The organism is Caballeronia sp. A2-2, assembly GCF_057612605.2.
This window is the reverse complement of the sequence record NZ_CM172587.1, coordinates 317,020-329,836: the sequence shown is the minus strand read 5'-3', so window position 1 is coordinate 329,836 and position 12,817 is coordinate 317,020. Positions and strand designations below refer to the sequence as shown.

At 61.9% G+C, this 12,817-nt stretch carries 10 protein-coding genes, 1 tRNA gene and 2 riboswitches; of the genes, 8 read left to right on the top strand and 3 right to left on the bottom strand.

Annotated elements, in window-relative coordinates; translation table 11 throughout:
* The first annotated feature begins 21 nt into the window (after positions 1-21).
* A complete protein-coding gene (locus ACZCWR_RS01670; protein ID WP_487302018.1) occupies positions 22-1,023 on the top strand; it encodes a Rieske 2Fe-2S domain-containing protein in 1,002 nt (333 codons plus the stop codon).
* An 18-nt stretch (positions 1,024-1,041) separates the two neighbouring features.
* On the opposite strand, the gene ACZCWR_RS01665 is transcribed toward ACZCWR_RS01670, so the two are convergent.
* Together ACZCWR_RS01665 and ACZCWR_RS01660 are read right to left on the bottom strand one after the other, a co-directional pair.
* Positions 1,042-1,791, bottom strand: a complete 750-nt coding sequence (locus ACZCWR_RS01665; RefSeq protein ID WP_487302017.1) for an NYN domain-containing protein — start codon at positions 1,789-1,791, stop codon at positions 1,042-1,044.
* Between the two features lie 137 nt (positions 1,792-1,928).
* Positions 1,929-2,004, bottom strand: a tRNA-Arg gene (locus ACZCWR_RS01660).
* A gap of 305 nt (positions 2,005-2,309) precedes the next feature.
* Between ACZCWR_RS01660 and ACZCWR_RS01655 the strand changes: the two genes are divergently transcribed.
* Positions 2,310-3,194 carry a c-type cytochrome gene (locus tag ACZCWR_RS01655; protein ID WP_487302016.1) on the top strand — a complete coding sequence of 295 codons (885 nt, stop codon included), beginning with the start codon at positions 2,310-2,312 and terminating at the stop codon, positions 3,192-3,194.
* A 20-nt stretch (positions 3,195-3,214) separates the two neighbouring features.
* Here ACZCWR_RS01655 and ACZCWR_RS01650 read toward each other — a convergent pair whose 3' ends face one another.
* Positions 3,215-5,308, bottom strand: a complete 2,094-nt coding sequence (locus tag ACZCWR_RS01650; protein WP_487302015.1) for a UvrD-helicase domain-containing protein — start codon at positions 5,306-5,308, stop codon at positions 3,215-3,217.
* Between the two features lie 171 nt (positions 5,309-5,479).
* Here ACZCWR_RS01650 and ACZCWR_RS01645 point away from each other — a divergent pair, with 171 nt between their 5' ends.
* From ACZCWR_RS01645 to gcvP, 6 genes are all read left to right on the top strand, one after another.
* Entirely contained in the window at positions 5,480-6,523 is a 1,044-nt protein-coding gene (locus ACZCWR_RS01645) for an oxidoreductase (protein WP_487302014.1), read from the top strand.
* Between the two features lie 108 nt (positions 6,524-6,631).
* Positions 6,632-7,423 carry a hypothetical protein gene (locus tag ACZCWR_RS01640; protein ID WP_487302013.1) on the top strand — a complete coding sequence of 264 codons (792 nt, stop codon included), beginning with the start codon at positions 6,632-6,634 and terminating at the stop codon, positions 7,421-7,423.
* On the top strand, positions 7,420-7,875 hold the full coding sequence (locus ACZCWR_RS01635; RefSeq protein WP_487302012.1) for a hypothetical protein: 456 nt from the start codon (positions 7,420-7,422) through the stop codon (positions 7,873-7,875). Before ACZCWR_RS01640 ends, ACZCWR_RS01635 begins: the two co-directional genes overlap by 4 nt.
* A gap of 6 nt (positions 7,876-7,881) precedes the next feature.
* A riboswitch (glycine riboswitch) is annotated at positions 7,882-7,985 on the top strand.
* A 10-nt stretch (positions 7,986-7,995) separates the two neighbouring features.
* Positions 7,996-8,133, top strand: a riboswitch (glycine riboswitch).
* 126 nt (positions 8,134-8,259) lie between these two features.
* Entirely contained in the window at positions 8,260-9,384 is a 1,125-nt protein-coding gene (gcvT, locus tag ACZCWR_RS01630) for a glycine cleavage system aminomethyltransferase GcvT (RefSeq protein ID WP_487302011.1), read from the top strand.
* Between the two features lie 52 nt (positions 9,385-9,436).
* A complete protein-coding gene (gcvH, locus tag ACZCWR_RS01625; RefSeq protein WP_487302010.1) occupies positions 9,437-9,817 on the top strand; it encodes a glycine cleavage system protein GcvH in 381 nt (126 codons plus the stop codon).
* A gap of 61 nt (positions 9,818-9,878) precedes the next feature.
* Complete coding sequence (gene gcvP, locus ACZCWR_RS01620; protein ID WP_487302009.1) at positions 9,879-12,806, top strand: aminomethyl-transferring glycine dehydrogenase; 2,928 nt, start codon at positions 9,879-9,881, stop codon at positions 12,804-12,806.
* Positions 12,807-12,817: the final 11 nt, after the last annotated feature.

Sequence of the window (12,817 nt, the reverse complement as noted above, 5' to 3'; positions counted from 1 at the left end):
GCAAACTCAAGGGTCGGTGAAATGGTTGATGGACGGCATCTTCTTGCCGGTGAATGGCTGGCGGTGTGCAATGGCGACGACGTGCCGCCGGGCGATGCGCGCGCGTTCATCGTCGGCGATGAGCGGATCGTCGTGTGGCGCGACAGTCTCGGCGCGGCGCATGTCTGGCGCGATTACTGTCCGCATCGCGGAGCGCAGTTGTCGCTTGGCGCGGTGCGCGGCGATCGGATCGTGTGTCCGTATCACGGCTGGCGGTATGACATCGAAGGGCAATGCCTGCATATTCCTTCCAATCCGTCGCTGCGTCCGCCGAAGCGCGCGTGCGCGACGACCTTCGTCAGCGAGGAAAAATACGGTGTTGTGTGGATGTGTTTCGGCGAACCGGCGTATCCGCTCGATTTCTTTCCGGAGGCTTCCATCGCGGGCGGACGGCGTATCAATCTTGCGCCGCAGACGGTGAAGTCATCGGCGCCGCGCGTCGTCGAAAACTTTCTGGACATGGCGCATTTTTCGTTCGTGCATGCGGGGATTTTGGGTGTCGGCGAGCATGCCGAGGTGCCGGATTACGAGGTTGTGCGTATCGAGGGCGGCGGTTTGGAAGCGAGGCAATGCCGCTTCTGGCAACCGGCCGGGATTCCCGGGCAAGAGGGCGCGATGTTCGACTATGTGTATCGCGTGAAGCGGCCGCTGATCGCGAGTCTGACGAAGATGGCGTCGGGTGGACAGGGCGCGCTGCATATCATGCTTGCCGTCTCGCCCGTGACGCAGACGGAGACGCGCGCGTGGCTGGTGTCCATCCACGAAGACGATTCGACGCATTCGGATCAGGCGCTTTACGACTTCAACATGGAGATTCTGTTGCAGGACACGCCGGTGGTGGAATCGCAATGGCCGAAGTGCTTGCCGCTTGAGCTGGATGCGGAGTTGCATCAGAAGTGCGATCGGATGGCGGTGGGGTATAGAAGGTGGTTGGGGGAGATGGGGTTTGGGTGGGGCGTGGTGGTCGGTCGGCAGGGAGGCTGACCTCGCTTGGGCCGCCCGTTATTGAAGCAGTGCGCTGCTCGTGCTCGCCGTCGACAGAGAGGAATCGACGCTGGCCAACATTACGTTAGCCAAATCGAGTCTCGCGCGCCTTTCAGGTTGCGGACAGGTCGAACGCAGTCCGTCGATGTGTTCGTTCAATCCGTCGGGTATCGGCTGCCACATCGGGTCGAGGATGAAGTCGATGCCCTCGCGACGCGCGAGCTTGGCGGCGGGAACGAAGTCAGCGTCTCCCGCCATCAATACGATTTGCCTGACTTGCTTTTTATAAGCAAGCGACGCGATATCGAGCCCGGCCCGCATATCCACGCCCTTTTGGCGAACGTCCAGCATGACGTCTTGCTCGGTCAGTTCTTCGAACTTTTTACGGCCTTTGAGCATTTCGGCTATCACTGCGGGTTTGATGGTCCAGCCGGAGTCTCCCGCCAAATGCCCAAGGCGAAGCGCGAGCTTGCGCTTCTTTTTGAGTAGCTCGTGAAGTTCGAGACCAAATACGGCTTCCGCTGATTTAGAAAAATCGACCGCCTTTTTGCTGATCGGATTGTGGTGCTTCTTTTCCGCAGGCGGGCAGTCATAAAAGAAGATCCGATAAAGCTCTCGCTTTGACTGAGACCGAGTTTCGTGTAAATGCGCCATTGCCCATCTGAAGGCCTGTTCAGCGGCGCGCCCTGCTTCGTGAGCGTTGTGAGGCTCGATATGACGAAATCGCTTGATGAAGTACGCACCATCGATCAACACGGCAGTCGGCAAAGCGAATCTCCGGAAACAAAATGCCCCTGGGTTCGGCCTGTCCTGGATGAGTGGACGGCTTACTGCCAAGGGCGGGATGCGAAGAATTCTAGCCGAATCGACGTCTGCGTCAATACACGGAATTTCTGAACTTTTTATGGCGCGCCCGGCTGGGATCGAACCAGCAACCCCTGCCTTCGGAGGGCAGTACTCTATCCATTGAGCTACGGGCGCATCGGAGAAGGACTTTGGCGAAGGGAGCGCTGAAAGGCGCCTGCCAGTCCCATGCGAATCCGGGAGGATACCTGCTTTCCGTGAATTCGTCCATCGCACGGGCTTGGGCGACGGTCATCGGCAGCACTACGTAAGCTCACACGATTCGGGTAAACGCCCGTCACGTCGCATCGGGCGCGCCATGCCGTGGGTTAAACGTTCCGTCTATAATCGACCGTGCCTCAAAGGCGCGCAACACGCGCCATGCATAAGCTGTCACGCTGTCACTGAACCGACTCACATTAAAAACGGGAGACGAGACAAGCATGAGCGAAGCACCCCACGGAGCCCCGATCAAGACACCAGGCCAACTCATCGCCGCGGTCATCGCGGGGTTCGGCGTTCCGGTCGCGATCATCATCCTGCTTGCGGTCTATGTGAACAACTCGACGCGTACGGGCGCGGGCACGGACATCGAACAGTCGGTCAACGAGCGAATCGCGCCATCCGCACAAGTGGATGTGCGGGATGCCAACGCGCCGCGCGTCTATAAAACCGGCGAGGAAGTGTTCAAGGCGGTGTGCTCCGCGTGTCACGCGACCGGCACCGCAGGCGCACCGAAGTTCGGCGATTCCGGTGCATGGGCGCCGCGCATCAGCGAAGGTTACGACACGCTTCTGCACAACGCGCTCAACGGCAAGGGCGGCATGCCCGCACGCGGCGGCACGAGTCCGGACGATTACAGCGACTTCGAAATCGCGCGCGCGGTGGTCTACATGGCTAATCACGGCGGTGCGCAGTTTGCGGAACCGGCGCAGCCCGCATCGGGTGCGGCGGCAGCGGCGGCTTCAGCACCGGCTGCTGCTGCTGGTTCCAACGAAAACGCACAGGCCGCCGCAGCCGTCGCGGCGCTTGCATCGGTGCCGCAAGCGTCGTCGGCACCCGCAGCGGGCGCGCAGAGCGCCGACAACGCGCAGGCCGGCAAGGCGCTCTACGAGCAAGTCTGTCAGGCGTGTCACGCGGCGGGCGTGCTCGGCGCGCCGAAGTTCGGCGACAAGGAAGCCTGGGCGCCGCGCCTGAAAGATCCGATCGACACGGTCTACAACTACGCGCTGCACGGCAAGGGCGCGATGCCCGCCAAGGGCGGATCGAACGCGCCGGATGCGGACGTGAAAGCGGCGGTCGACTACATGGTGAACGCGGCCAAGTAATGACATAGCCGCGTCGCGCGTCAGCCCTTCTGCAGCATCTGCTTGAGCATCGCCATGCGATCCTTGGGCGACAAGGGCGCTTCCTCGGCGGTGGGCGGCGGGGCATCGTCGAGGAGCATTTCGGGGATGAACCGCGACGGCTCGCACACCACCACTTCGCGCGCGCGCTTGCGCTTCTTGCACCAGTTCAGATGCAGACTGCGCTGCGCCCGCGTGATCGCGACATACATCAGCCGCCGTTCTTCTTCGATGCGCGCGACATCCACGGGCGCATCGTCATCCGTCGCGCCGCGATGCGGCATGATCCCTTCCTCGACGCCCACCAAAAACACGTGCGGATACTCCAGCCCTTTCGATGCATGCACGGTCGATAAGCGCACCGCATCCGGGTCTTCGTCCTTGCCTTCGAGCATGGACATGAGCGCGACGGTCTGGATCAGGCCGAGCAGGTTCTTGCCGTCATCGCCGAAGCCGTCGGCGGTGTCGTAGCCGGTTTGCTCGACATCGGCATCGACGGCGGGTTCGGGTTTGGTGCCCTTGCGCTTGAGCCATTCGAGAAACTCCAGCACGTTCTGCCATTTCGACTGCGCCTGACGCTCGTCGAAGGCATCGTAGAGATACGCTTCGTAGTGGATCGCTTCCATCATGTCTTCGAGCACGGTGGATGCGGGATCTTTCGCGGCGCGATCGGAGAGACGGCGCATCCACTCGCAGAACGCGCGCAACGGCTCGACCTGACGCGCCGACAAGCGCGCCTCGATGCCGCCCATGAACACTGCCTCGAACAGCGACACCTTCGCCGCGCCCGCGAACGCGCCGAGCGCTTCGAGCGTGGTATTGCCGACGCCCCGACGCGGCGTGGTGATCGCGCGGATGAACGCGGGATCGTCGTCCGGGTTCGCGATCAACCGCAGATACGCGATCAAATCCTTGATCTCCGCGCGATCGAAAAACGACTGCCCGCCCGACAGTACATACGGAATGCGCTCGCGCCGCAACACCTGCTCGAAGATGCGCGCCTGAAAATTCCCGCGATACAGAATGGCGTAATCGCGAAACTGCGCGCGCCGCTCGAACTTGTGCGCCGAGAGCCGGAACACGACGGACTCCGCCTCGTGCTCCTCGTCATTGCAGCCGGTCACGGTGACGGTATCGCCCATGCCGTGCTCGGACCACAGCTTCTTCTCGAACAGCTTCGGATTGTTGGCGATGACATTGTTCGCCGCCGTCAGAATGCGCACCGTCGAGCGATAGTTCTGCTCCAGCTTCACGACATGCAGCTTCGGGAAATCCTTGCCGAGTTGCGCGAGATTTTCGATGGTCGCGCCGCGCCAGCCGTAGATGGCCTGATCGTCGTCGCCGACCGCCGTGAACGCGGCGCGCGGACCGGCCAGCAGCTTGAGCAACTCGTACTGACAGGTGTTGGTGTCCTGATACTCGTCGATCAGGAGATAGCGCAAGCGGTTCTGCCACTTGTCGCGCACCTGTTCGTTCTGCGCGAAAAGCTGCGCGGGCCGTAGGATCAGATCGTCGAAATCGAGCGCCTGATAGGCGTGCAGCGTCGCCGCGTAGCTTCGATAGACGATGGCCGCCTGGTATTCATCCTCGTTGCTGGCAATCGCCGCCGCCTGATCCGGCGACACCATGCCGTTCTTCCACAGCGAGATGATCGACTGAATCTTGCGGATCAAGCCCTTGTCCGTGGTGCCGAGCTGCTCCTGAACCATGCCGAAGCAATCGTCGGCATCCATGATGGAAAACTGCGGCTTGAGGCCCACATGTTCCGCTTCCTGCCGCATGATCTGCACGCCCAGCGAGTGAAACGTGCAGATGGTCAACTGATTGACCGGAATCTTGCGGCCTTCCTTGCCGGGCGTCGTGAGCGTTTTGCCTTCGAGGAGCTTGCCCGTGCGTTCGCGCATTTCGAGCGCGGCCTTGTTCGTGAAGGTGAGCGCGGCGATATGCTTGGGCTCGAAGCCGCGTCCTTCGATCAGATGCGCGATCTTCTGCGTGATGACGCGTGTCTTGCCGCTGCCCGCGCCCGCGAGCACGAGACAGGGACCATCGAGATAGCGCACGGCTTCGCTTTGCGCGGCGTTCAGACCTGCGGACATCGTTCGGGCTTTTTGGGTGTGTGCGAGCGGCAAGGCCGTCGCGGGGTGGACTGCGGAAACGCGAGACGCGATGTTAACACGATGAAATCGCGCACGGTTTTGGCCCTTCTTCGATGCTCGTGCGCGCCATGCCACAATAACGAACCCTTTTCACGACCGGAAGATGCCCGCATGAATTCCCCTCTCAAAGTCGGCGTCATGGGCTATGGCCTCGCCGGCGCGACCTTTCACGCGCCCGTCATCGAACATTGCGGACGCGCCGAAGTGACGGCCATCGCGACCAGCCAGACCGAGCGCGCGCAGGCCGATTATCCGAACGCACAGATCGTCGCGGACTTCGACGCGCTGCTCGCCCTCGATGCGCTCGAATGCATCGTCATCGCCACGCCGAACGACACGCACTTCGACCTCGCGCGACGGGCGCTGGAGGCGGGCAAGCATGTCGTCGTCGATAAACCCGTGACGCTTTCTTCCGCCGATGCACGCGCGCTCGCCGATCTGGCGGCATCGCGTTCGCTGGTGTTCGCGCCGTTCCACAATCGCCGATGGGATGGCGATTTCATGACGGTGCGCGCGTTGATCGAGAGCGGGCGGCTTGGGCGCATCACGCATTACGAATCGCATTTCGATCGCTTCCGGCCGAAGGTTCCGGCGCGTTGGCGCGAGGAACCGGCGCGCGGTGGCGGCTTGCTGTTCGACCTCGGGCCGCATCTGATCGATCAGGCGCTGACGCTGTTCGGCGCGCCGCAAACGGTGACGGCGTTCGTCAAGGCGCATCGCGATCACGCGCATGCGCCGGATTACGTGCATCTCGTACTCGGTTATGAGGACAAGGAAGTCGTGCTGCATGCGACCGCGCTCGCCGCGCTCGATCCGCCGCGTTTTTCGATTCACGGCACGCGCGGGAGCTACGTGAAGAACGGGCTGGATACGCAGGAAGATCAGTTGCGTTCGGGCATGCGGCCGGGCAATCCGGAATTCGCGAAGAATCCGCCGGGCATGCTGCGCGAAGCCGATGGCGAACATGATCTGCGGCAGGAATTCGCCACGAAGGATGGTGCTTATGGCGAGTTCTATCGCGCGCTGGCGGCATCGATTCAGGATTGCAAGCCGTTCCCGGTGACGCCGCAAGACGCGGTGGATGTGATGAGGATTATCGAACTGGCGTTGGAGAGTGAGCGGGACGGGAAACGAGTGGTGTTCGAACGCCGGTGAAAGGATTTTCTGCCTGCCGGCAACGACACACAAATTGTCTAAAAAGCGCTTGACGGTGACTTTGTGACGAACGTTAGGATTACAAGCTAACGTTTGGAGCATGCGGCTTTGAATCTACCGAAAGTGATGTCACAGGAATGGCTGCGCGAACTGATCGATATGACGATCACGGCGCGCGGGAATGAGTTCGTCATCAGGCGAATCGAGCAGGAGGCGCGTGCGCTTCTTGGCAAGAACGCCGAGCAGCCGGAGTGGTGTTGGCTGGTTCTGGCGTTCGGCGCGTTTCTTCGCGGCGATAAGGATGGATGCGTCCGCGCAGTGGACGCGGCTTACGCGCTCGCGAAACACGATGTCATGATCGTGAGCAATGCGGCTTCGCTGTTGGTCAACTTGGGGTTGCCGCGTCATGCGGTCACTTACGCGCGCCGTCTCGTTGCGTTGAGCGATGGTGATTTGCGGCAGGCGGTCAATGCGGTGAATGTGTTCTACGCGGCGTTGCATCTGGAAGAAGCGGCGGGGCTTTTGCGGAAGATCGAGATGCATCGGTCGCCTGAGAAAGACGAGCTTCGCGCGGCGGATTTCGATGCGTTGTCGGATGCATTTCGTGCGAGCCACGTGGATGTCGAATTGCGTACCGCGTTGCTGGAAACGTCGGTCTTGGCGATTGAGGCAGAAGGGTTTTCGGTTCGTTACGCCGCGCCCGATCTTTACCCTGACTACACGCTCCAATACGAGCTTTACGTCGATCAACCGGTCATTCAGTGCGCCAATCTCGCCTTCTCCATTGCGGACGCGCTGACCGAGAAATTCGACGACGCGTTTCCGGAGTTGATTACCTTTACTTGCAGCCCTCTTGCGTCATATCGACCGACTGGCGTTCTCATCGAGTTGGCAGCATGAGCATCGACGTTTTCGATTTGATCGGGCTTGCGCAGCAATTGGCCGCAGGCAGCAGCGAATGCGAATGGCGCTCGGGTGCATCGCGTGCTTATTACGCGGCTTACCACAAGGCGCTCGACGTGGCTGATCGCTGTCTGCCGCCGACTCCGTATGTGACCGGAATTCACCGGCAACTCACCGATCGATTCCTTGCCGAAGGAAAAGACGGCAAAGGTCTCGCATACAAGCTCGTCGGCCTGAAGCGCGTCAGGACACACGCCGATTACCATTTGACAAAGCCATTCGGACAGCGACATGCGGCCAAACTCGTTGCGGAAGCAACTGCCTTCATCCCACTCGCCGACGCATTCCTCGCGCGTATGAATCCGCCGCCGACGTCGGACACGCAAACTCGACGTCCCGCAATCACCCCCCTCCCAAATCCGTTTGACAACCCAAATTCGGTCGCGTAAATTCTGCCGCACGCGTCGGGAGAGCGCGCGGTTTCCGCTTATGGCGAGAAACCACGCCGCCGAAGGGGCACACCCGCAAACTCTCAGGCAAAAGGACCGGCCGCGTCGAGGAAAGTCATTTCCTCGCACTCTGGAGAGCGGCAGCGGTTTTCGTCGGAAACGCGAAGGCCAGTTGCCCACCGAAGGGGCGCGCGATGAATCCGCACGAACGTGCGAGATTCGCGCAATCTCTCAGGTACCGAGGACAGAGGGGTCACGCATCGCACCGCTGGGCGGAACGCGCATTGCGTGTGGAGTCGAATCGATCGAACCCGCACGCGCGCCGCGTTTCCATCAGCAGATGTGCGCAGCGTGGCCTTTTTTGTTTCGCGAACCGAGGCCCCGATGACCGACCTTCAACACACGCCCCTGCACGCCGCCCACCTTGCGCTCAATGCGCGCATGGTCGATTTCGGCGGCTGGGACATGCCCGTCAACTACGGTTCGCAGATCGACGAGCATCGCGCGGTGCGCACCGACGCAGGCATGTTCGACGTGTCGCACATGCGCGTGGTCGATTTCGAAGGCGAGGGCGTGCGCCCGTTCTTCCGTCACGCCATCGCCAATAACGTCGACAAGCTCACCACGCCGGGCAAGGCGCTCTATTCGTGCCTGCTCAAGAGCGATGGCGGCGTCATCGACGATCTGATCGTCTATTACTTCTCGGAGACGTATTTTCGCGTGGTCGTGAATGCGAGCACGGCGGAAAAAGACATCGCGTGGTTCCAGCAATTAAACGCACAGGGCGATTTCGATCTGTCGATCAAGCCGCGCGTCGATCTCGGCATCATCGCGGTGCAGGGGCCGAATGCGCGCGAAAAGGTCTGGCAAGTGCTGCCGGACACGCGCGCGCAAACGCAGGACATCAAGCCCTTCAACGCCGTGCAATTCCACGCCACGCCCTTCGGCGACGTGATGCTCGCGCGCACCGGCTACACGGGCGAGGACGGTTTCGAAATCGTGGTTCCGGCGACGCACGTCGAAGCGCTCTGGAACGCCTTGCGTGATGCAGGTGTAAAACCGGCGGGCCTCGGCGCGCGCGACACCTTGCGCCTCGAAGCCGGCATGAATCTCTACGGTCAGGACATGGACGAAACCGTGTCGCCGCTCGATGCCGGTCTCGCCTGGACCGTCGATCTGAAAACGCCGCGCGATTTCGTCGGCCGTCCGGCGCTGGAAGCGAACGGCTCGAAGGCGAATTTCGTCGGACTCGTGCTTATCAAGGAAAACGGCCGTGCGGGCGGCGTGCTGCGCGCGCATCAGAAAGTCGTGACGGCACACGGCGAGGGCGAAATCACCAGCGGCACGTTTTCTCCGTCGATGCAGGAATCGATTGCCTTCGCGCGCGTGCCGACAGGTGTGGCGGCGGGCGACAGCGTTCAAGTCGTCATCCGCGACAAACAGGTTCCGGCGCGCGTGGTAAAACTTCCGTTCGTGCGCAACGGCAAGGTGCTCGTGGACCTTTCCTGAGAGCGCGCGTCCACCCAAGAATCCGACGAACGAAACACGCAAGGAGTATCCAATGAGCATCCCGGCCGATCTGAAATACACCGAATCGCACGAGTGGGTCCGCACGGAAGCGGACGGCACGCTGACCGTCGGCATCACCGATCACGCGCAGGAAGCGCTCGGCGACATCGTGTTCGTCGAACTGCCGGAAGCGGGCAAGGCCGTCACGGCGGGCGATGCCATCGCGGTGATCGAATCCGTGAAAGCCGCCTCCGATATCTACGCGCCGGTGTCGGGCGAGATCGTCGAGTCCAACGACGCGCTGAGTTCCGCGCCGGACCAGATCAACGGCGCGCCGTATGAAAGCTGGCTGTTCAAGGTCAAGCCGTCCAGCAACGACGGCATGGACAAGCTGCTCGACGCCGAAGGTTACGGCAAGTCGATCGGCGAATAACTCATCTCAATGACGATGGCGGCTCGATCACGAAACGTCGGGCCGCGTCGCAGGAATTCACATGAAGCTCGAACACCCGGATCGTCTGATGAACCGCACCTCCCTGTCCCTCGCCGCGCTCGAATGCCATGACGCATTCGCCGGACGGCACATCGGCCCCGACGATGCAGACCAGCGCGCCATGCTCGACGCGCTCGGCTTCGCATCGCGGGCGGCTTTCATCGACGCGGTGATTCCCGAATCCATTCGCCGCAAGGAAACGCTGCCGCTCGGCGCGTTCACGCAGCCGAAAAGCGAGGCGGAAGCGCTCGCGTCGCTGCGCCGGCTGGCGGACGAGAATCTGGTGTTCAGGACTTACATCGGGCAGGGTTACTACGGCACGCACACGCCGGGCGTGATCCTGCGCAACGTGCTGGAAAATCCGGCGTGGTACACGGCTTACACGCCGTATCAGCCGGAGATTTCGCAAGGGCGTCTGGAAGCGCTGCTGAACTTCCAGCAAATGGTAATGGACCTCACGGGTCTGGCGATGGCGAATGCCTCGCTGCTCGACGAAGCCACTGCCGCTGCGGAAGCCATGACGCTGCTGCAACGCGTCGGCAAGCCGAAGTCGAACGTGTTCTATGTCGCGGATGACGTGCTGCCGCAAACCATCGAAGTGGTGAAGACGCGCGCGACACCGGCGGGCATCGAAGTGAAAGTCGGACCGGCTGCGGATGCCGCGAGCGCCAACGCATTCGGCGTGCTGCTGCAATATCCCGGCGGGAACGGCGATGTGCACGACTATCGCGCGCTGGCCGACGCCATCCACGCGGCGGGCGGTCACGTGATCGCGGCGGCGGATTTGCTAGCGCTCACGCTCATCACGCCGCCCGGCGAATGGGGTGCGGATGTCGCCATCGGCAATACGCAGCGCTTCGGCGTGCCGGTCGCGTTCGGCGGTCCGCACGCGGCGTACATGGCCGTGCGCGATTCGTTCAAGCGTCAGATGCCGGGCCGCCTCGTCGGCGTGACCGTCGATGCGCAAGGCAACTCCGCGCTGCGTCTCGCGCTGCAAACGCGCGAACAACATATTCGCCGCGAGAAAGCCACGTCGAATGTCTGCACGGCGCAAGCGTTGCTCGCGATCATGGCGAGCATGTACGCGGTTTATCACGGCCCGCTCGGTTTGAAGACAATCGCGTTGCGCGTGAATCGCGTGGCGTCGGTGTTCGCGGCGGGCATGCGCAAGCTCGGTTACGCCATCGCCAACGACACTTTCTTCGACACGGTCACCATCGACAGCGGCGCGAACACGAACGCGCTGCATCAGGCCGCGTATGCCGCGCACATCAATCTGCGCCATGTGAGCGCGACGCAAGTGGGCGTCTCCGTCGATGAAACCACCACGCGCGACGACCTGCTCAAGCTCTTTGCGTTGTTCGCGGAAGTCGCGGGCAAGACCGAAACGTTCGACATCGACGCACTCGATGCTTCCATCGACGATTCCATCCCCGCCGCGTTGAAACGCGAAAGCGCGTATCTGACGCATCCGGTGTTCAATCGTCATCATTCCGAGCACGAAATGCTGCGTTATCTGCGCAGTCTGTCGGACAAGGATCTCGCGCTCGACCGCACGATGATCCCGCTCGGCTCCTGCACGATGAAGCTCAACGCGACATCGGAAATGCTGCCGGTGACGTGGCCCGAGTTCGCGGCCATTCACCCGTTCGCGCCCGCCGAGCAGACGGTCGGTTATCGCACGATGATCGATCAGCTCGAACAAATGCTGGTGGCGTGCACGGGTTACGCGGCGGTGTCGCTGCAACCGAATGCGGGTTCGCAGGGTGAATATGCGGGCTTGCTCATCATTCACGCGTATCACGCGTCGCGTGGCGAAGGGCATCGGAACGTGTGTCTGATTCCGGCGTCCGCGCACGGCACGAATCCGGCGTCGGCGCAGATGGCGGGCATGCAGGTGGTCGTCGTCGCGTGCGATGCGAACGGCAACGTCGATATCGAAGACCTCGAAGCGAAAGCCGAAAAGCATTCCGCGAATCTCGCGGCGATCATGATTACCTATCCGTCCACGCATGGCGTGTTCGAGCGCAACGTGCGCGAAATCTGCGAGATCGTGCATCGGCACGGCGGTCAGGTGTATGTCGATGGCGCGAACATGAACGCGATGGTCGGTCTCTGCGCGCCGGGTCAGTTCGGCGGCGACGTATCGCATCTGAACTTGCACAAGACGTTCTGCATTCCGCACGGCGGCGGCGGGCCGGGCGTCGGTCCGGTGGCGGTCGGCGCGCATCTCGCGAAGTTCCTGCCGAACCAGACATCGACCGGCTATAAGCGCGATGACGCGGGCATTGGCGCGGTGTCGTCGGCGCCGTATGGCTCGGCCGCGATTCTGCCGATTTCGTGGATGTACATCGCGATGATGGGCGCGAAGGGTCTCACCGCCGCGACCGAAAGCGCAATCCTCGCCGCGAACTACGTGGCGAAGCGTCTGGCGCAGCACTATCCGGTGTTGTACAGCGGCGCGGGCGGGCTGGTCGCGCACGAATGCATTCTCGATTTGCGTCCGCTGAAGGAAACCAGCGGCATTTCGGTGGAAGACGTGGCCAAGCGCCTGATCGACTACGGTTTCCACGCGCCGACCATGAGCTTCCCCGTGCCCGGCACGCTGATGGTCGAGCCGACCGAATCCGAGTCGAAGGAAGAACTGGACCGCTTCATCGACGCGATGATCGCCATCCGCGAAGAAATTCGCGCGGTGGAAGATGGCCGTGCCGATCGCGAAGATAACGTGCTGAAGAACGCACCGCACACGGCAGCAGTCGTCACGTCCGATGCATGGGAGCACAAGTATTCGCGCGAAGCGGCGGCTTATCCGGTGAAGTCGTTGATTGCGCGCAAGTACTGGTCGCCGGTCGGACGCGCGGACAACGCGTATGGCGACCGCAACCTGATGTGCGCGTGCGTGCCGATCTCGGAATACGCAGAGTAGTCAAATAATTA

Coding starts and splice junctions, on each gene's coding strand:
- ACZCWR_RS01670 (WP_487302018.1), top strand. CDS start 22: ATGGTTGATGGACGGCATCTTCTTGCCGGTGAATGGCTGGCGGTGTGC.
- ACZCWR_RS01655 (WP_487302016.1), top strand. CDS start 2,310: ATGAGCGAAGCACCCCACGGAGCCCCGATCAAGACACCAGGCCAACTC.
- ACZCWR_RS01650 (WP_487302015.1), bottom strand. CDS start 5,308: ATGTCCGCAGGTCTGAACGCCGCGCAAAGCGAAGCCGTGCGCTATCTC.
- ACZCWR_RS01645 (WP_487302014.1), top strand. CDS start 5,480: ATGAATTCCCCTCTCAAAGTCGGCGTCATGGGCTATGGCCTCGCCGGC.
- ACZCWR_RS01635 (WP_487302012.1), top strand. CDS start 7,420: ATGAGCATCGACGTTTTCGATTTGATCGGGCTTGCGCAGCAATTGGCC.
- gcvT (WP_487302011.1), top strand. CDS start 8,260: ATGACCGACCTTCAACACACGCCCCTGCACGCCGCCCACCTTGCGCTC.
- gcvH (WP_487302010.1), top strand. CDS start 9,437: ATGAGCATCCCGGCCGATCTGAAATACACCGAATCGCACGAGTGGGTC.
- gcvP (WP_487302009.1), top strand. CDS start 9,879: ATGAAGCTCGAACACCCGGATCGTCTGATGAACCGCACCTCCCTGTCC.